16 protein-coding genes are annotated in these 18,540 nt (G+C 58.7%); 5 read left to right on the top strand and 11 right to left on the bottom strand.

All coding sequences use genetic code 11. The features are described 5' to 3' along the window. Positions 1-65: 65 nt before the first annotated feature. The 5 genes from K3166_RS05805 to K3166_RS05785 form a co-directional block, all read right to left on the bottom strand. Positions 66-1,283 carry an NADH-quinone oxidoreductase subunit D gene (locus K3166_RS05805; RefSeq protein ID WP_221423715.1) on the bottom strand — a complete coding sequence of 406 codons (1,218 nt, stop codon included), beginning with the start codon at positions 1,281-1,283 and terminating at the stop codon, positions 66-68. Between the two features lie 61 nt (positions 1,284-1,344). Then, entirely contained in the window at positions 1,345-2,232 is an 888-nt protein-coding gene (locus tag K3166_RS05800) for an NADH-quinone oxidoreductase subunit C (protein WP_221423714.1), read from the bottom strand. A 7-nt stretch (positions 2,233-2,239) separates the two neighbouring features. Next, entirely contained in the window at positions 2,240-2,806 is a 567-nt protein-coding gene (locus K3166_RS05795) for a NuoB/complex I 20 kDa subunit family protein (protein WP_221423987.1), read from the bottom strand. A 13-nt stretch (positions 2,807-2,819) separates the two neighbouring features. Continuing rightward, positions 2,820-3,194, bottom strand: coding sequence for an NADH-quinone oxidoreductase subunit A (gene ndhC, locus K3166_RS05790; protein WP_221423713.1), 375 nt, complete (start codon positions 3,192-3,194; stop codon positions 2,820-2,822). Between the two features lie 176 nt (positions 3,195-3,370). Then, on the bottom strand, positions 3,371-4,801 hold the full coding sequence (locus tag K3166_RS05785) for a coniferyl aldehyde dehydrogenase (protein WP_221423986.1): 1,431 nt from the start codon (positions 4,799-4,801) through the stop codon (positions 3,371-3,373). 104 nt (positions 4,802-4,905) lie between these two features. On the opposite strand from K3166_RS05785, the gene K3166_RS05780 reads away from it, so the two are divergent. Further along, positions 4,906-6,102: a thiolase family protein gene (locus tag K3166_RS05780; RefSeq protein WP_221423712.1), complete on the top strand. Its 1,197-nt coding sequence runs from the start codon at positions 4,906-4,908 to the stop codon at positions 6,100-6,102. Then, positions 6,089-6,496 carry a hypothetical protein gene (locus K3166_RS05775; RefSeq protein WP_221423711.1) on the top strand — a complete coding sequence of 136 codons (408 nt, stop codon included), beginning with the start codon at positions 6,089-6,091 and terminating at the stop codon, positions 6,494-6,496. Before K3166_RS05780 ends, K3166_RS05775 begins: the two co-directional genes overlap by 14 nt. Before the next feature lie 14 nt (positions 6,497-6,510). Here the strand turns inward: K3166_RS05775 and K3166_RS05770 are convergent, their stop codons facing one another. Next, on the bottom strand, positions 6,511-6,978 hold the full coding sequence (locus K3166_RS05770; protein WP_221423710.1) for an SH3 domain-containing protein: 468 nt from the start codon (positions 6,976-6,978) through the stop codon (positions 6,511-6,513). 81 nt (positions 6,979-7,059) lie between these two features. Between K3166_RS05770 and K3166_RS05765 the strand changes: the two genes are divergently transcribed. Further along, positions 7,060-8,073 (top strand): 2-hydroxyacid dehydrogenase, encoded by a 1,014-nt coding sequence (locus K3166_RS05765; RefSeq protein WP_221423709.1) that lies wholly within the window; start codon positions 7,060-7,062, stop codon positions 8,071-8,073. Positions 8,074-8,126: 53 nt separating this feature from the next. After that, positions 8,127-8,555 carry a nuclear transport factor 2 family protein gene (locus K3166_RS05760; protein WP_221423708.1) on the top strand — a complete coding sequence of 143 codons (429 nt, stop codon included), beginning with the start codon at positions 8,127-8,129 and terminating at the stop codon, positions 8,553-8,555. Positions 8,556-8,561: 6 nt separating this feature from the next. Here the strand turns inward: K3166_RS05760 and K3166_RS05755 are convergent, their stop codons facing one another. The 5 genes from K3166_RS05755 to K3166_RS05735 all read right to left on the bottom strand — a co-directional run bounded on the left by K3166_RS05755 (position 8,562) and on the right by K3166_RS05735 (position 15,381). Further along, positions 8,562-9,968 (bottom strand): NAD(P)H-dependent flavin oxidoreductase, encoded by a 1,407-nt coding sequence (locus tag K3166_RS05755; RefSeq protein WP_221423707.1) that lies wholly within the window; start codon positions 9,966-9,968, stop codon positions 8,562-8,564. Positions 9,969-10,003: 35 nt separating this feature from the next. Continuing rightward, complete coding sequence (locus tag K3166_RS05750) at positions 10,004-10,723, bottom strand: class I SAM-dependent methyltransferase (protein WP_221423706.1); 720 nt, start codon at positions 10,721-10,723, stop codon at positions 10,004-10,006. After that, complete coding sequence (gene prfB, locus K3166_RS05745; protein WP_221423705.1) at positions 10,720-11,847, bottom strand: peptide chain release factor 2; 1,128 nt, start codon at positions 11,845-11,847, stop codon at positions 10,720-10,722. Before prfB ends, K3166_RS05750 begins: the two co-directional genes overlap by 4 nt. Before the next feature lie 89 nt (positions 11,848-11,936). Next, positions 11,937-14,453 carry a penicillin-binding protein 1A gene (locus tag K3166_RS05740; RefSeq protein ID WP_221423704.1) on the bottom strand — a complete coding sequence of 839 codons (2,517 nt, stop codon included), beginning with the start codon at positions 14,451-14,453 and terminating at the stop codon, positions 11,937-11,939. 64 nt (positions 14,454-14,517) lie between these two features. Further along, complete coding sequence (locus K3166_RS05735) at positions 14,518-15,381, bottom strand: N-acetylmuramoyl-L-alanine amidase family protein (RefSeq protein ID WP_221423985.1); 864 nt, start codon at positions 15,379-15,381, stop codon at positions 14,518-14,520. Positions 15,382-15,818: 437 nt separating this feature from the next. On the opposite strand from K3166_RS05735, the gene K3166_RS05730 reads away from it, so the two are divergent. After that, entirely contained in the window at positions 15,819-18,530 is a 2,712-nt protein-coding gene (locus K3166_RS05730; RefSeq protein WP_221423703.1) for an Rne/Rng family ribonuclease, read from the top strand. Positions 18,531-18,540: the final 10 nt, after the last annotated feature.

The raw sequence follows: 18,540 nt of genomic DNA, 5'->3' as shown, positions 1-18,540 counted from the left end.
ATCAAATACGCGGAGGGCCAAAAGGCCGGTACTCAAACCAATCCCAAGAGTAATGAGCAACCTGGTCACCGGTCACACTCCCCGAACACGACATCGATGGCGCCGAGAATGGCGGTGGCATCAGGCAGCATATGACCCTTGCACATGAAATCCATTGCCTGGAGGTGGCTGAAGGCTGTCGGACGGATCTTGCAGCGATAGGGTTTGTTCGACCCATCGCTCACCAGGTACACGCCGAACTCGCCCTTCGGGCTTTCGGTCGCGACATAGACTTCGCCCGCGGGGACGTGGAAGCCCTCGGTGTAGAGCTTGAAGTGATGGATTAGCGCTTCCATCGACTGCTTCATCTCGGCGCGCTTGGGCGGGACAACCTTGCGGTCGCTGCTCGCGATTGGACCAGTGGGCATCTCAGCAAGACACTGCTTGATGATCTTGGCGCTCTCGTAGACTTCCTTCACGCGCACCACGAAGCGGTCATAGCAATCCGAATTGGTGCCGACGGGAATGTCGAACTGCATCCGGTCATAGACATCATAGGGCTGCGACTTGCGCAGGTCCCACGGGATACCGGCAGCGCGGATCATAGGGCCGGAGAAACCCCAGGCCAACGCATCTTCCTTGCTCACAACGGCGATATCGACATTGCGCTGCTTGAAGATGCGGTTGTCGAGCACGAGGCTCATCGCGTCGCCGAAAAGCTCGGGAAGTCGGCCGTCGATCCACTCGCCGATGTCGACCAGCAACTTCTCAGGCACATCCTGGTGGACGCCGCCCGGACGCAGATAGGCGTGGTGCATGCGCGCGCCGCTCATCCGCTCGAAAAAGTTCATGCAATCTTCGCGGAGTTCGAACACCCACAGGTTTGGCGTCATCGCGCCGACGTCCATTACGTGCGCGCCGATGTTCAGCATGTGGTTGCAGATGCGAGTCAGCTCCGCGAACAGCACGCGAATATACTGCGCACGCTCGGGCACTTCGATATTGAGCAGCTTCTCGATGGCGAGAATATAGCTGTATTCCTGCGCCAGCGGCGAGCAATAATCGAGCCGGTCGAAATACGGCAGCGCCTGCAGATAGGTCTTGTGCTCGATCAGCTTCTCGGTGCCGCGGTGCAGCAGGCCTACATGCGGATCGATCCGTTCGATGATCTCGCCGTCAAGCTCCATGACCATGCGCAGCACGCCGTGGGCGGCCGGATGCTGGGGCCCAAAATTGATCGTGTAATTGGTGATCGTCTCGTCGCCAGTGGTTGGCGATTCTTCGATTTGGAAACCCGTGCTCATGCGCAGATCCACTTGCCGGAATAGGGGGCAGAATTACCGCCAGAAAGAAGAGTGAACTGCATCATTCTGCGCCCTTCTTCTTTGCTGCAGGCTTGCGCTTGGCGGCAGGCTTCTTTTTCGGTTTAGTCGCTTTCGCGGTATCGGTCGTCTTGCCGACCCGCTTTGCCCGGCTCTTGCGGTTTTCGGTCGGTTTCGGTGGTGGCGAGTCTTTGCCGCCATCCTTTTCCGCAGGAGCATCCGCGCTGACCTTTTCGGCCGCTTTGGCGTCCGTCTTGGCGCCGGCACCCGTCTGCTTGGGGCTTTCGGTAGTCTTCGGCTCGTCGATCGGCGGCATGTCCGCTTTCTCGTCGCCCGGAAGAACGTAGTCTGCACCTTCCCACGGGCTCATGAAGTCGAACTGGCGCAGGTCCTGCGCAAGCTCGACGGGCTCATAAACCACGCGCTTCTCGTCTTCCGAATAACGCAGCTCGACATAGCCGGTGAGCGGGAAATCCTTGCGGAAGGGGTGCCCTTCGAAACCGTAATCGGTGAGGATGCGGCGCAGATCTGGGTTACCGTCGAACAGCACGCCGTACATGTCGAACACTTCGCGCTCGAGCCAGCCAGCATTGGGCCAAAGCGTCGTGACAGTCGGCACAGGCGTTTCTTCAGAAGCCGTGCACTTCACCATGATGCGGTTATTCTTGGTGACCGAAAGCAGCATGTAGACAATCTCGAACCGTTCATCACGGCTCGGATAATCGACCCCGGCGATTTCCATCAACTGCTGGTATTCGTGATTGTCGCGCAGAGTGCGAAGCACGTTTTCGATTTCGCCGCGCTTTACGTGAAACAGCAGCTCGCCGTGCTCTTCGCGAGCTTCGACCAGCGCATTTCCGATGACGCCGGAAAGCGTGTCCTTGAGCCCGTCGATCAGCGTGAAGCGGGGCGCGGAATGAAGCGTAGCCATGTCGCCCTTACCTCTCGATCGTGCCGACGCGGCGAATTTTACGCTGCAACTGCATCACGCCGTAAAGCAGTGCTTCCGCAGTGGGAGGACAACCGGGCACATAGATGTCGACCGGCACAATGCGGTCACAGCCACGCACGACGCTGTAACTGTAGTGATAGTAGCCGCCGCCATTGGCGCAGCTGCCCATCGAGATCACGTATTTCGGTTCCGACATCTGGTCGTAAACCTTGCGCAGCGCCGGAGCCATCTTGTTACACAGCGTACCGGCAACAATCATCACGTCAGACTGACGCGGCGAAGCGCGCGGGGCGACGCCGAAACGCTCCATATCGTACCGCGGCATGTTCACATGGATCATCTCGACCGCGCAGCAGGCAAGCCCGAAGGTCATCCACCATAGCGATCCCGTACGCGCCCACTGGAACAGGTCTTCCGTGGACGTGACGAGGAAGCCCTTGTCATTCACTTCTGTTTGAAGCGCGTTGAAATAGTCCTGATCCGGATGCAGCACGTCGCCCGACTGTGCCGTCGGCTGGATCAGTGCATCGCGTCCGTGCGGGCTGGAAGTCATTTGCTGGCTCATATCAGTCCCAATCCAGTGCGCCCATTTTCCACTCGTAAGCGAGGCCGATCGCCAGAATGCCGAGGAATACCACCATCGAAATCCATCCGGCCCAACCCGTCACGTCCAGGCTCACCGCCCATGGAAACAGGAAGGATGCCTCCAGGTCGAACAGGAGGAAGGAAATCGCCACGAGATAAAACCGTACGTCGAATTGGCCGCGGGAATCGTCGAACGCGGGAAATCCGCATTCATACTCGCTGAGCTTTTCCGCATTTGGAGCGTGTGCACCTGTCAAACGCGATACTCCCATCGGGAGAAACACGAATGCCGCCGAAAGTACGGCCGCAATGAACAGGAAGATCAGTATCGGTAGATATTGTTCGAGGTCGACCACGAATGATTCCTAAGCGAGGGCTTGGTTCGCGGACGCCTCTAGGCCCCTCGCGTGGCTGGTGCAAGGGTGGGAAAGGCCCAATTCCCGCATGATAGGTTGCACAAAATGCCAATAACTGGCGAATGAAGGTTCGACCGGCGATTTTCGCGAGATAACATCGCCGGTCTTCCCCAACATCACTTCATCATCTTGTCGATCGCCTTCTTCGTGGCATCGCCATAGGGCGGCTTGAAGCCCGCCAGCTTGGCAACGTCGATCTTTGGCTGGGTGTACACGCTGCGGGCGTGGCTGAATTCGCGAAAACCCTCCACCCCGTGGTAGCTTCCCATGCCCGATGAACCGACGCCGCCGAACGGCAGGTCTTCCATAGAAACATGGAACACCACATCATTCACCGTCACGCCGCCACTGATTGTCTTGGACAGGACCTTGGATTGCTCGCCCGAATCCTGGCCGAAATAATACAGGCCGAGCGGGCGATCGTGTTCATTTACATAGTTGATCGCTTCATCGACGTTCTTGTAAGTTTTGACGGGCAGGACCGGCCCGAAAATCTCTTCCTGCATCGCCTTCATGTCCTCGGTGACATTCTTGAGGATCGTGAGCGGCATCTTCCGGCTGTTGGTGTTCGAGAAATCCTCATTGCCAGGATTCACCTCGATGACCTCGGCGCCCTTGTCGCGCGCATCGGCAACCATATCCTGAAGCCTGTCGAAATGGCGATCGGTGACGACACTGGCGTAGTCGTCGTTATCGAGAAGCGTGGGATACATGTTCGCTGTTCCTTGCCACACGCCGTGGATCGCTTCGTCCTGCTTGCTTTCAGGCACATACAGATAGTCAGGTGCCAGGCATATCTGGCCCGCGTTCATCATCTTGCCCATGGCGATGCGTTCCCCCGCCTTGGCGAAGTCGGCACTTTCTCCCATGAAAACCGGGCTTTTCCCGCCAAGCTCCAAAGTCACCGGGACGAGGTTCTTGGAAGCAGCCTCCATCACCTTGCGACCTGTCGGCGTCGAGCCTGTAAATACGAGGTGATCGAATGGCAGTTCGGAAAATGCGGCGGCGATTTCGGGTCCACCAGTAAAAACGGCGCATTCGTCAGGCGAGAAGTATTGCTCAACCAACTCCTTCATCATTTGGCTGGTTTTCTCGGTGAATTCACTCGGCTTGATCATCGCCCGGTTACCCGCTGCAAATATCTGCATGAGCGGGCCGAAGGTGAGGTTGACCGGGAAATTCCACGGACTCAATATACCCACGACGCCCTTGGGTTCATATCGGACCTCGGCTTTTGCACCGAGCAGGCCGAGCGGGAACTGGACGTGGCGCTTGTCGACTTTTGCCCAGCCATCCATGCGTTTCAGGCAATATTTCCCGAAATTGATGGTCCCTACAATGTCGGTCATCATCGATTGCATCGGCGAGCGATTGCCGAAATCCGCGCTCATGGCTTTGCACAGATCCTCGGAATGATCCTTGAGCAGCTTGTTGGCCCGTTCGATACGGTCCTTGCGAAGCGCCATCGGCTCGGGCCGCATCTGATGATGGGCAGCGCGCTGTTTACGCAGAATTTCTTCCATCTCGCCTGTACGCTCGTCCGGCATCATTCTCTCCATTTGATATTGCTGCGATGCAGCACTAGATTATTGGGCAACACATAAGTCGCCATTGGCAACCGATATTCCAGAACCGAAGGATTAGCACAAGCATGACCCAGTTCTCCGCGAACGACCCGATCGTTTTCCTGTCTTACGCTCGCACACCGATGGGGGGTATGCAGGGTGCACTTGCAGACGTTTCGGCAACCGACCTCGGTGCGACCGCGGTCAAGGCAGCGGTTGAACGCTCGGGCGTCGCAGTGGACAAATTCGATCGTACATACATGGGCTGTGTGCTCCCCGCCGGTCTCGGACAGGCTCCGGCCCGGCAGGCTTCGATCAAGGCCGGCCTTCCGAAGTCTGTTCAGGCGACCACCGTCAACAAGGTCTGCGGCAGCGGAATGCAAACCGTCATCATGGGCGCAGAAGCTCTGGCCAGCGGTACCGTCGATTTCGTGGTGGCTGGCGGCATGGAAAGCATGACCAATGCGCCATATCTGCTCAAGAAGCATCGCTCCGGTGCACGTCTGGGCCATGACACCGCTTACGATCACATGTTCCTCGACGGTCTGGAAGATGCCTACGAAGAAGGCCGTGCAATGGGGACTTTCGCACAGGACACGGCGAACGAGTACCAGCTGACGCGCGAGCAGATGGACGAGTATTCAATCGAGTCGCTCCGCCGCGCCAATGCCGCAATCGAAGGCGGCGCTTTTGCTGATGAAGTCGTTCCCGTGACCTTCTCCACGCGCAAAGGCGACGTCACGGTAGAGCATGACGAGCAGCCGGGCAAAGGTCGTCCAGACAAGATCCCTCAGCTTCGCCCCGCATTCGCAAAAGATGGCACAATTACTGCGGCAACCTCGTCATCTATCTCGGATGGCGCAGCAGCAGTGGTGCTGACCCGCGAGAGCATCGCCAAGGCAAATGGCCAGAAACCGGTCGCCAGGATTGTGGCCATGGCTGCGCACGCACAGGAACCGTCGGAGTTCACCGTCGCCCCGGTCGGCGCAATTAACAAGGTCTTGGAGAAGGCCGGCTGGTCGGCTGATGACGTGGAACTTTGGGAGGTCAACGAAGCCTTCGCATGTGTCGCCATGTTCGCCATGCGCGACATCGGCATTCCGCATGACAAGATCAATGTGAACGGCGGCGGCACGGCGCTTGGGCATCCCATTGGCGCCAGCGGAACACGCATTATCGTAACCCTGCTCAACGCCCTCAAGCAGCAAGGCAAGAAGCGCGGTGTGGCCTCGCTTTGCATCGGCGGCGGCGAAGCGACAGCCGTGGCGGTTGAGCTGGTCTGATCAGGAATTGGCGCGGCAGCTTATGGGGCGATTTTACGGCATTCGAGGATTCGAAATAGCGGCTGGTTGCATCCTGCTTGCTGGATGCAACCAGATCGAACCGGAACCCGCCCCTTCGCCCGCCGCACCCTCCCCTGAAGACATCGCCGGGACGTACGAAGCGACACTGCCGGACGGAAGCCGCGTCCGGCATACACTGGGTGCGGACGGTAGCTACAGCGAGCAAGACGGCGACGGCAATCCCATAGAGATCGGGACATGGCGCCTCAACGGCGATCAGATTTGCTATGATCCAGACGGGAGCGAACCAGAAAGCTGCTTTGAAAGCGGGCCGTCAGAGGATGTCGCCAAAGTGGATGAAGCTGCCATCGGCAAGCCACCAGAGCAGCCCTAGGACTCGGAAGGGAATTAAGGTTCTCCGGCGCCCCACAACCGCTGTTGTGGAACATAGCCGGCGCGATTGCCGACTGAAAATTCGCACCATCCCTGTTCGCAATCACCCAGCTTGCCAACAACTCCGGGTTCGATCCGCCACTTGACCTTCGAGGTCGCATTGGGATCGGCGTAAATGGCACTTTCGCCCTCGCCGATAACGATGGCTCCGCGATCGGGGGTCAGGAGCCTCTGGACGACCCAGCCCCTCGTTCCATCGGGATCCTCGATCAAGCGCCAGCCTTCCATCACGCGGATGACTTTCACCGGCAGTCCCTTGCGGCGATAGACCCAGTCGATCTTGTAATCGGCGCTTGGGCCAACACGCAGGTTGAGCTCGGTCGCCCGGATGCTTGCCCAATACGGCACTTCACGTTCTTGCGCGGTGAGCGGCGTAAGCGCGGCCGCGGTAAGCAAGAAAAAGGCAAAAAGGCGTGCAAACATCGCTAATCGTTTAGGTTGACCAGCCATTGGCATCAAGCTCCGCTTGACCGTTTCCCGCACCTAAGCGTAGCGAACGGGACAATGACCTCAAATGACACACCTTCAAAGCGCCTGGATCGCACTCCGCGCGTGTTCGTCACCCGGCACCTCGATGTAAATGTCGAGCAGCGGATGAGCGATCTCTTCGATGCACGCCTCAACCCTGCCGATAGGCCGCTGGACCGCGAAAGCCTGATCGAAGGCTTGCAGCACTGTGACGTGCTGGTTCCGACGGTCACTGACCGCATTGATGAAGAGATTATCGCAGCCGCTGGCCCAGACCTTGGCCTGATCGCCAATTTCGGCGCCGGAACCGAGCACATCGACCTCAAGGCAGCGTCCAAGCGCAAGATCATCGTCACCAATACTCCGGGCGTCTTCACCGATGATACTGCAGATCTAACGATGGCGGGAATTATCGGAGTTCCGCGCCGCGTCCGCGAGGGTGTCGAGTTGATCCGCAGCGGTCAGTGGACCGGCTGGGCACCCACAGCGATGCTGGGCCGCAAACTCGGGGGCAAGAAGCTCGGGATCGTCGGTATGGGCCGGATTGGACAAGCCGTCGCGCACAGGGCGCGGGCTTTCGGCCTTGAGATCCAGTATCACAACCGAAAAAGATTGCCCGAAGCCATCGAGCGGATGTTCAGCGCTCAGTGGGTAGAAACGCTCGATGAACTCGTTGCGACCAGCGACATTCTGACGCTTCATTGTCCGGCTACGCCTGAGACCCGCGGTATGATCGATGCCCGCATCATCGGACTGATGAAAGAAGGTGCCAGTCTCATCAATACCGCCCGAGGCGACCTGGTCGATCAGGAAGCCTTGATCGCAGCGCTCGAGAGCGGGCGCCTTCTGGGTGCAGGCCTCGATGTTTTTCCTGATGAGCCAAACGTCGACCCGCGACTGATCAAGCATCCCAATGTCATGACCCTGCCCCATATCGGCAGTGCCACGCAGGAGGGCCGCGAAGAATCGGGCATCAAGGTCATCGCAAACATCCGCATGTGGGCTGATGGCCATAGGCCGCCGGACCAGGTTCTCACCGGTCTCGCCTAAGCAAAGCGACCAACCGCGTTGCATTGCAACCCGAGCATAGTATTGCTGGGTGCATGGACGAATTTGCCTCGAAAATCGAAGCGCTTGAGCACCTTTGGATGCGCGCATGGATGCAACGTGATCGCAACCAGATGAAGTCGCTTGCCTCGCGGGATTTCATTTTCCTGCTCGGCTCGACCAAGGCCGCAATTCTGGACCGCGCAAGCTGGTTGGAAGCGGCAACCACGCGCTTCAAGCTCATGGAATACCGCTTCGACGAGGTCTATGTGCGAAGGCACGGGTCCGTGGCCGTCTTCGCCACCCAGCTTACGCTGGATGCAAGAATGGGCGACACTCCCTGGACCGGCCAGACCTGGCTGATGGACCTTTGGCGCAAGTCGAAAATCAAACGTAAATGGCAGATCGTCGAACGAACGATCTCGCGTCCTGACACCGACGAAACGATGCCCGACGCGATTCGTGCTATGCAGCTCTGGCGTTGATTGGGCTCAATCCCCGGTAAGGATGCGCTCCACCAACTGCTTCACGCTCGGCGTGTAGTTGTTGGAATAGAACGGGTCCTGCTTGAAGCGATATGCAGCGTGTCCTGCGAAGGCCAGGTTTTCGTCCGGGTCTCCGCCATGGGCGATGTCCTGCAGGGTTTTCTGGATGCAGAAGCTCCGCGGATCAGCCAACCGGCCCGTTGTATGATTGTCATGGTCCTTCCAGCTCGAGAACTGGCAGTGCGACAGACAGCCCATGCAGTTTTGCTGGTCTTCACGGATTTGCTCGGCGCTTTCCGGAGTGGCAAAAACAACCGTTTCGTCTGGCGTCTTGAGTGCTTCGGTAAAGCCTTCTGCCATCCAAGCCTGCGCCTTGCGCTGGTCTCCGGGATGTACGAAGAAATATTTGGCCTTCCCGTGATCGGCCAAGGGGATCGTGCCCTCTTCCTGGTCACGCTTGAAGATAGGAATCTGGCGTTCCGACCGATGCATCAGATCATACAGGAACGGGGTCTTTACCGCGCTGGAATAGAAACCGGTCGGGCTGAATTTGTGGAGTAACACATCACCCGGCTCAACGGTTCGCAGCATGTCTTTCCAGACCTGCGGAATCGGGCTTTCCTCGGTCAGCAATGGACGAGTGCCAAACTGGAACATGATCTTGCCCAGTTCGGGATTGTCGATCCAGTCGTTCCATTCGCGCAGGAACCACACACCGCCGGCCATCACGATCGCGGTATCTTCCGACACGCCTTCTGCGCGCATCGTTTCGCGAAGCGCCTTGACGCGTGGATAGGGATCTTCGGGCTTGCGCGGATCCTCGGCATTGGAAAGACCGTTATGCCCACCTGCCAGCCATGGATCTTCGTAAACGACAGCCGCCATCAGGTGCGGGACTTTCGAATAACTCCGCTTCCAGAGCGCGCGAAATGCACGGGCTGAGCTTACGATCGGCAGGTAGTGGACGTTATACTTTGCAGCGATCTCGGCAAGTTTGTACGGCATGCCAGCGCCACAGGTGACACCGGTCACAAGCCCGGGGCAGTTTTCCAGCACACCTTCGAGAACCTGCTGTGCGCCGCCCATTTCCCACAACACATTGATGTTGATCGCGCCCTTCCCGCCCGAAATTTCATGAGCGCGCTTCACCTGCTCGGTTGCGCCGTCAATTCCGTACCGGACAAGCTGTTCAAAGCGTTCCTTGCGCGTTGCCTGCGGATAGACCTGCGGGATGGGGTTTCCATCCTCGTCATAGCTATCTGCATTGACCGCGCTGACCGTCCCGATGCCGCCAGCGGCTGCCCAGGCACCGGAGCTTGCATGGTTTGTGGCTGAAACGCCCTTCCCGCCTTCGACCAGCGGCCAGACTTCGCGGCCGCCATAAACGATGGGGCTAAGACCCTTGAAACTCATGTAATTCTCTCTCTCGTTGCGGCCCTGGCCTGCGGCTAGTCCAGTTCGATCTCGTCGGTCCGGCAAGGCTTTATGTCTTTAGGCTCTGGCCTGTTAGCGGCTGCCTTGAACTGTGCATAGTACCCCGACAATTCGGGCGCCGCCTTGAACTCGACCAATTCATATCCGACGCGGCGAAATTCGCACGACAAGAGAAGCGGATCGATGCCGTGCTGGTCGGTTGGGCGATCTACGTCGACCACGATAACCTGCCCGCCTTCGCGCAGGCTCGGCCACATATTCCACAGAAACGCGTAGGGCTGCTGAATTTCATGATACATGTGGACCATGAAAATGCGATCAAAACTGTTGGCCGGAAGCATCGGGTCGTCAGGCTGACCCTTGCGGATGGAAATGTTGCGCAAGCCTTCACGTTCGACACGCCGCCCGAGCCGCATAAGCGCATCTCCGTCAATGTCTTGCGCCAAGACCCTGCCTTTGTTCCCTACCCGGGGCGCGAGACGGACGGTGTAGTAACCATCTCCGGCGCCGATATCGGCCACCGTCATACCGGGGCCGATTTCGGCCAGATCCATGACCTTCTGGGCCTCGCCGCGGCTGTCACGGGCGTCTTCGGTCGAGAATTGATTCGAACCGATCTCCGAAACGGGTCTGTCCGGTTCAGGGAAGGTGTTGATGGCCTCATCATCGCCGACAGTCACATCGCATCCGCCCAAGATGAGCACGCAAAGGACGGTGACGATGCGAAACTTCACTCGGTATCCTCCACCTCGACCGTTTCGCCCGTTACGAGCTGGGCGAGTGCTGCGGAGATAAACTGATCGACTGCGCCGTCCAGCACATCGTCCGGATTGGGCGAAGTGACGCCGGTGCGAAGGTCCTTCACCATCTGGTAGGGCTGCAAGACATAGCTGCGGATCTGATGGCCCCAGCCAATGTCGCTCTTTTCCTGGTATTCCCCGGAAGCAACAGCCTCGCGCTCTGCCATCTCGCGCTCGAACAGGCGCGCTTTCAACATGCCCATAGCCGTTGCGCGGTTCTTGTGCTGGCTTCGGTCGTTCTGGCTCGCCACGACAATACCGGTCGGCTGGTGCGTAATGCGCACTGCGGAATCGGTGGTGTTTACGTGCTGACCGCCCGCGCCCGATGCACGGTACGTGTCGATCTTGAGGTCTGACGGATTGATCTCGATGTCGATATCGTCATCGATTACGGGATAGACCCAGACCGAACTGAAGCTGGTATGGCGGCGGGCAGAGCTGTCGTAAGGACTTATCCGAACCAGGCGATGCACACCGCTTTCGGTCTTGGCATAACCATAGGCGTTCTCACCCTTGATCAGCAGCGTTGCCGACTTGATCCCGGCCTGGTCGCCGGCCTGGTATTCCACCGTTTCGACCTTGAAGCCGCGCCGCTCGGCCCAGCGGGTGTACATCCGGAAGAGCATTTCAGCCCAGTCCTGGCTTTCCGTACCGCCCGCACCTGCATGGATTTCGAGATAGGTGTCATTGCCATCCGCTTCACCCGAAAGCAGCGCCTGCACCTTGTCCCGATCCGCACGGTCGGCAAGCTTGGCGAGGCTGGCCAGCCCTTCCTGCACCACTTCTTCGTCGCCTTCCGCATCGCCCATCTCGACGAATTCGACGGCATCGTTCATTTCACTCTCGATTTCGCGAACCGTATTTATCGCGGTTTCGAGGCGTTTCTGTTCCTGAGTGATCGCCTGTGCCTGCTTCGGATCATCCCAAAGCGTGGGGTCCTGAACACGGGCGTCAAGTTCGTCGAGCCGGCGCAGAGCGCGCTCCCAGTCGAGCGACTGGCGAACCAGTCCCAACGCGGCGGCGATACGATCAATATGAGCCTGCCCTTCGGCACGCATAGCGCAAATTCCTTGTAATCCCTTGGCCCGTCCACCTAACGCGCGAGCGCCGATTGTAAAGCGGCGGGCACCTTCAAACGGAAAGCTGTCTAGTAGAGGCCTTCGTTATCCTCGACGAAATCGCCGGCTGGTTCGTCACGACTGGACGAGTTTGACGCGCGGTCTGCCCTCACCCCTTGCCGGGCTCGGCGGATAAGCTCCAAAATCTCGGCGCGCTTTGCAGCGAGTTCATCGGAACGGGTTGAACGCGGTGGTTCCGTGTCTGGCTTGAACGCCTCCCAGATCACAGCGGCATTGGGGTCATTCGATGGAGTGCCTTCGAACACGCGCTTACCCGTACGCCTGTCGATCTTGACCATGCGTATGCCGGGAGGCGCAATAAAGTCCTGCGCTGTCCAGCGATCCTTGGTTTCCTCCACGAACCGCTTCATGATCGGCGCAGCGGTGTTCCCGCCTTGCACCCAGCCACCCAGATTGCGTGGTTGGTCAAAGCCGACATACATCCCGGCAATAATATCCGGCGTGCCGCCTACGAACCACGCATTGGTTGGACCGTTGGTGGTGCCGGTCTTGCCGAACAGTGGTAGCTCCAGGCTGCGCAGCCGCACGGCAGTGCCGCGAGTGACCACGCCTTGCAGCATGTGCACCATCTGGAAAGCTGTGCGCGGATCGAGAACCTGCTTACCCGAAGGTTCGAACCGGGGCATGGGCTGGCCGTCCCATTCTTCCATGCTGCATGATGTGCATTCGCGCTTGTCCGAACGGAAGATGACCTTCCCCCGGCGGTCTTGCACGTAGTCGATCACGCTGCCTTCGTTCTGCCTGCCCCAGTTTGCCAAAGCTGCGTAAGCGTTGACCATGCGCGCGACCGTAGTGTCGCCTGCGCCAAGTGCGAAGGAGTAATAGGGGTCGTAATCGCCTATTCCGACGCGCGCGATCGTACTGGTTACATTCTGCATCCCCGTGTCATCGGCGATGTGAACGGTCATTAGATTGCGGCTCTGCTCAAGGCCCCAGCGCAGGGTATGTTCGCCGCCGCCGCCGCCGCCGAAATTGCGGAAGCACTTCTCACCCAGCTGAGCACCCTGCCAAACGCAGAATGTCTGGTCGGGAACCTGAGTGGCGGGGGTCATTCCATTGTCGAGCGCCGCAGCATAAACGAACGGCTTGATGGTTGAACCGGGCTGGCGCAGCGCCTGTGTTGCACGGTTGAAGCTTCCTAGCCGGCTGTCGAACCCGCCCTGCATTGCCAGGATGCGGCCGGTTTGCGGAGCCTCTGCAAGGAAGGCTCCCGATACCTGCGGCACAGCGCGCAAAAGGTATCCGGAACCCGATTTCTCAGCCGCGACGACATCGCCAATTTTCAAATTATCTGGCGCGCCAGATAGGGGGTAATCTTCACCGTCGGTCAGCCCGATGGTCGGTGATGATCCGCCTGCGGTAATCACCCCAACTCGCCAATCACGGTAATTGATACCGAGGTTGGAAGACGCGAGCTGCGAATGGAGGCTGCCGTTGTCGGGATTGAGGGTCGCGAGCGGGCCGGTGTAGCCGCGATTACCGTGATAACTCAGCAATTGGGCTCTTAGCGCATCGCGCGCTGCGTCCTGCAATTCGGTGTCGAGAGAGGTTCGCACCCAGAGCCCGCCAGAGTAGACACTGTTGCCCCCATCCTCGGCCGTCTCGCCAAAGTCGTCGATCAACTGGCGGCGAACTTCTTCGAGGAAGTATCCAGCATCTGCAGACCGTTCGCTGCGTTGCTGGACGAGGCCAAGCGGTTGAGCCTTTGCGGTATTGGCAGCGGCCTGCGTGACAAAATCGTTCGCGACCATCTGATCGAGCACGAAATTGCGCCGCGTCACCGCAAGATCGCGGTACCGCTCACGCCCGTAACGCTCAGGAGCTTTAGGCAGAATTGCGAGAAACGCGGTTTCATGCAGGTCGAGGTCTGCAACATCCTTGTCGAAGTATGCGCGCGAGGCAGCCTGGACACCGAAGCTCCGCCGGCCCAGCGGAATTTCATTGAGATAAAGCTCGATGATCTCTTGCTTGGTGAGGACCTGCTCGATGCGCTGTGCGAGGAGCATTTCCTTCACTTTGCGCGTCACTGAGTACTCATCACCCAGCAGCAGGTTCTTCGCGACCTGCTGCGTTATGGTGGATCCGCCCACCGCTCGCTCGCCCGATCCGAATTTGACGGCGTAATCGACAACTGCATTGAGGGTGCCGGTGAAATCGACCCCGCCATGGGTGAAAAACGTCTTGTCCTCAGCCGACAGAAAGGCCTCGATCATCGGACGCGGAAAATCCACATACTGTAACTGGACGCGCCGTTCGCGGGCGTAGGAGTGTACGATCTCGCCATCGACGCCGCGCACAACGGTGGGCAGCGGTGTCTCATATTCCAGCAGCGATTCTGCATCAGGAAGATTGCGCGCCAGCGACGCCCACAGAAGGACCAGCAACATGACCGCTATACCGACGAGATAAGTCACCACCCGCAGGCGGCGGCTTTCGTGCCAGTTCTCACGCATCCAGCTGATAAACCGAGCCGGATCGCCGGTCAGGCGCGTGCGCACATATTCGAGATAGGTCGTGTCACTCATATTTCAGCGCGGGCCTTTAGCACGCGATTTCAGCACGGCGCCAGAACAAGAATCGCTTAAAGTGTCAGCTTTCGTCACGCCGCGAGAAATAAAGCGAGATTGCGCGGCCCATCACATCGGCAAATTCCTGCCTGCCATCCTCAGATGCAAGACGCCGCGCGTCAGCCTCGTTGGTAATATAGCCGCTCTCGAAAAGAACCGATGGGATATCCGGGGCTCGGAGGACCTTTAAGGCAGCGGATCGGCGCGGCTGCGGATGAAACGCGAGCGTGCCCTCTCCCGCACGTTCAATCAGGCGGGCGAAATCGTTTGCTTCCTGCTGACTGCGGCGCTGCGACAGCTCGACCAGAATATCGTTCACGCTGTCACTATCGCGAACAAGCTCGACACCGTTGAGGGTGTCGGCGGCATTTTCCCGGGCGGCGAATCTTGCCGCTGCCTGGCTCGATGCGCGGTTTGAAAGAGTGTAAATGCTCGCGCCTTCGACTTCGCCATGCTCCCCGGCACTGTCAGCGTGGATGGACAAAAACAAATCGGCACCAAGGCGCCGGGCCATGTCCGATCGTTCGCTGTGCAAAAGGTAACTGTCGTCATCACGGGTCAGCGCGACACGAGCGATATTTCTCGCTTCCAGCTCATCGCGCAGCGCACGCGCAAGTCCCAGCACCAGGGTTTTCTCGCGATATCCGGATGCAGTCGCACCCGGGTCAAAACCCCCATGCCCCGGATCAATCACAATCAGCGGAAGCTCGTCGCTGCCAAATACTTCGGGCAGCGTGACATCGCCGGCCACGGAAGGCAGCTCCGTGCGAAGGACCAGCCCGGGTTCTTTCCCGGCCAGGCCGCTTGAATATGCAAGTCCCACCGCCCCGGCCAGCGAGGCCAAAGTCACGAAGAGCGGGGGCAGGATTTGCATACGAAGTATCATGGTCACCAAATAGTTAAGGCTTCGTAGGCTTATTGCGCAATACAGTTGCCGTTAGAAACCCACGGTGCTAGCGCGATCATTAACGGCATGGTGCCTCCGATCGGCGCGACACACCGCGACGAAGAGGGATGCCTCCTCCGTTTCTGCCCCACCATCCCGGTGCGGCCCTTATTTGTACAGGTTGATGCAGCACACGCACTCATCCCCTTTCGCGAATGAAGCTCCGCTTGGCGGAAAGGCTTCAGCGACGGCGGGTGGAGCAATGCGAAATACGCGTTGTGCTTCGGCTGCAGACACGAATAACCGGTTGAGCAATCGCAGTGCTCTTTCCCGGTCCGCTAACGCCGCACGCCTGAACTCAGGCGGCGGATTTCACACACAATGGCGCAGCAGGAAGGTCGGGTACGCCCCGCCCCGCCGCGCATGGAGAATTATCAATGGCAACGCGCATGCTAATCGACGCGCGCCACCAGGAAGAAACCCGGGTGGCAGTCCTCAAGGGAAACCGAATTGAGGAATTCGACTTCGAATCTGCCGACAAGAAGCAGATTAAAGGAAACATCTATCTAGCCAAGGTCACGAGGGTCGAGCCTTCGTTGCAAGCCGCGTTCGTCGATTTCGGCGGCAACCGGCATGGTTTCCTCGCATTCAGCGAAATCCATCCCGACTATTACCAGATTCCCAAGGAAGATCGTGCTGCCCTGCTCGAAGCCGAAGCCGAAGCGGCTGAGGAAGAGCAACGCCTGCGCGCCGAAGAGGAAGATCGCGGTGAACTGCCTGGCGACGAGTATGACGCCGAAGATGAAAGCTCTGAAGCCCTCGCCGAAGACCTCGCCGAAGACGGTCTTGAAGAAGTCGACACGTCCGACAAGGACAACGTAGCCACCATCGAAGAAGGCCATCTCGATGGCGATGACGATGATGATGACGACAGCGATTCGGAAGAAAACGAAAAGCAGTCAGGCCGCGGTCGTGGCGAACGCGGTCGCGGTCGTCGTCAGGGCAAGGGCCGCAGCCGCGCCAAGGAAGTCGACGAAGCTCGCGCAAAGCGCATGGCTCTTCGTCGTCGTTACAAGATCCAGGACGTTATCCAGCGCCGACAGGTATTGCTCGTCCAGGTCGTAAAGGAAGAGCGCGGCAACAAGGGCGCCGCACTGACTACCTACCTCAGCCTTGCTGGACGCTACACAGTCCTCATGCCGAACAGCAGCCACGGCGGCGGCATTTCGCGCAAGATCAATTCGGCCAGCGACCGCAAGCGCCTCAAGCAGATCGTCGGCGATCTCAGCCTTCCCAAGACGATGGGTCTGATTGTTCGTACTGCGGGGCTTTCGCGCACCAAGACCGAAATCAAGCGCGATTTCGACTATCTCGCCCGCCTGTGGGACGAGATCCGCGAGAAAACGCTGTCTTCTGCCGCGCCGGCGTTGATCCATTCGGACAGCGACCTGATCAAGCGCGCGATCCGCGACATCTACAATCGCGAGATCGAAGAAGTCATCGTCGAAGGCGAAAACGGATTCAAATCCGCGAAGGCTTTCATGAAAATGCTGATGCCCAGCCATGCGCGCAGGGTGAAGCAGTATGTCGATCCCGTGCCGCTGTTCCAGCGCTATGGCGCAGAAGATCAACTCAAAGCGATGTACGATCCGGTCGTCCAGCTCAAATCGGGCGGGTACCTTGTCATCAATCCGACCGAAGCGCTCGTGTCGATCGACATCAACTCCGGTCGATCGACCAAAGAACACAACATCGAACAGACGGCGCTTCACACGAATCTCGAAGCCGCCAAGGAAATCGCACGCCAGCTGCGCCTTCGCGACATGGCCGGTCTCGTCGTAATCGACTTTATCGACCAGGAGCATCACTCGAACACCCGCAAGGTCGAGCGGGCGATGAAAGACGCTCTCAAGAGCGACCGTGCCCGCATTCAGGTTGGACGAATCTCCAGTTTCGGACTCATGGAAATGAGCCGGCAGCGTCTGCGTACAGGCGTCCTCGAAGCGACCACGCGCGAGTGTCCGCATTGTGATGGAACCGGTCTTGTCCGGACGGCAAGTTCCGCAGGCCTTTCAGCACTGCGTCTGATCGAAGAAGAAGCTGCCAAGGGCAAGGGAACCCGCATACGCCTGGGCGCCAGCACGGAAGCGGCAATCTATCTTCTCAACGAGAAGCGCAACGATCTGATCGAGATCGAAAAGCGCTATGGTGTGACGGCTGAAATCGTGCCTGAAGGCGAAGATGAAGGCGCCAAGATGAGCGTCACCAGCCACGGTCCCAAGCCGAAGGAAGCGCCGAAGTTCGACACAATCGTCGACGACGAAGACTTTGACGACGACGATATCGAAGACGAAATCGTCGAAGAAGAAGCGCAAGACGATGATGATCGCCAGAACAAGAAGCGTCGCCGTCGCCGTGGTGGCCGCGGGCGCAACAAGAACCGTGATCAGGACACCTCGGAAGAAACCGAGGGCGACGACGATGATGGGGTCTCCGAGACCTCACATGCCGATGATGACGACAGCGAGAACAAGCCCAAGAAACGTCGCCGCCGTGGCGGTCGCCGCCGGGGTGGTCGTGGACGCGGAAGCAATTCTGATGAAGTGACATCGGAAGATGCCGCAAATCTTGAACAGGTGTCTGAGCAGGTCGTCGAAGATATGGCTGTGGTGGCTGGACCCGACGGTGCCTCCGAAACAGCAGAGAAGGCCGCTGAGGAAGAGAAACCCAAGCGCAAGCGCGCCCCTCGTAAGAAAAAGGTAGTCGACGACACGCCTGAGACTGAATCCACAGACGAGGTTGCACCTGTGGAGAAGCCCAAGCGCACGCGGCGCAAGAAGGCTGAACCTGAAGCTTCAAATGCCGAGGTTCCCGCTGCAGAAGCGGAAGCCAAGCCCAAGCGCACGCGGAAAAAGAAAGTCGATGCAGAAGCGGAAACGACCGCTGAAGCACCGGCTAAGCCGAAGCGAACTCGCGCGAAAAAGGCTCCCGAAGGCGACGCAGAACAGGCCAAAGAAGCCACGCCTGTCGTTAACGCACCAAGCGAGGCGCCCAAACCCTCTGCGAAAAAAGCCGACGATGCTGACGAAAGCGCGGCGGATGGCAGCAAAGCCAAGCGCGGTTGGTGGCAACGCACTTTCGGTGAATAACTAATTGGGA

Origin of the sequence: Qipengyuania psychrotolerans (assembly GCF_019711355.1) — a bacterium.
In the GTDB taxonomy this organism is placed as follows: domain Bacteria; phylum Pseudomonadota; class Alphaproteobacteria; order Sphingomonadales; family Sphingomonadaceae; genus Qipengyuania; species Qipengyuania psychrotolerans.
This window is presented reverse-complemented; position numbering and strand designations above follow the sequence as displayed.

Coding starts and splice junctions, on each gene's coding strand:
- K3166_RS05805 (WP_221423715.1), bottom strand. CDS start 1,283: ATGAGCACGGGTTTCCAAATCGAAGAATCGCCAACCACTGGCGACGAG.
- K3166_RS05800 (WP_221423714.1), bottom strand. CDS start 2,232: ATGGCTACGCTTCATTCCGCGCCCCGCTTCACGCTGATCGACGGGCTC.
- K3166_RS05795 (WP_221423987.1), bottom strand. CDS start 2,806: ATGACTTCCAGCCCGCACGGACGCGATGCACTGATCCAGCCGACGGCA.
- K3166_RS05785 (WP_221423986.1), bottom strand. CDS start 4,801: ATGCCGGACGAGCGTACAGGCGAGATGGAAGAAATTCTGCGTAAACAG.
- K3166_RS05780 (WP_221423712.1), top strand. CDS start 4,906: ATGACCCAGTTCTCCGCGAACGACCCGATCGTTTTCCTGTCTTACGCT.
- K3166_RS05770 (WP_221423710.1), bottom strand. CDS start 6,978: ATGTTTGCACGCCTTTTTGCCTTTTTCTTGCTTACCGCGGCCGCGCTT.
- K3166_RS05765 (WP_221423709.1), top strand. CDS start 7,060: ATGACCTCAAATGACACACCTTCAAAGCGCCTGGATCGCACTCCGCGC.
- K3166_RS05760 (WP_221423708.1), top strand. CDS start 8,127: ATGGACGAATTTGCCTCGAAAATCGAAGCGCTTGAGCACCTTTGGATG.
- K3166_RS05755 (WP_221423707.1), bottom strand. CDS start 9,968: ATGAGTTTCAAGGGTCTTAGCCCCATCGTTTATGGCGGCCGCGAAGTC.
- prfB (WP_221423705.1), bottom strand. CDS start 11,847: ATGCGTGCCGAAGGGCAGGCTCATATTGATCGTATCGCCGCCGCGTTG.
- K3166_RS05740 (WP_221423704.1), bottom strand. CDS start 14,453: ATGAGTGACACGACCTATCTCGAATATGTGCGCACGCGCCTGACCGGC.
- K3166_RS05735 (WP_221423985.1), bottom strand. CDS start 15,381: ATGATACTTCGTATGCAAATCCTGCCCCCGCTCTTCGTGACTTTGGCC.
- K3166_RS05730 (WP_221423703.1), top strand. CDS start 15,819: ATGGCAACGCGCATGCTAATCGACGCGCGCCACCAGGAAGAAACCCGG.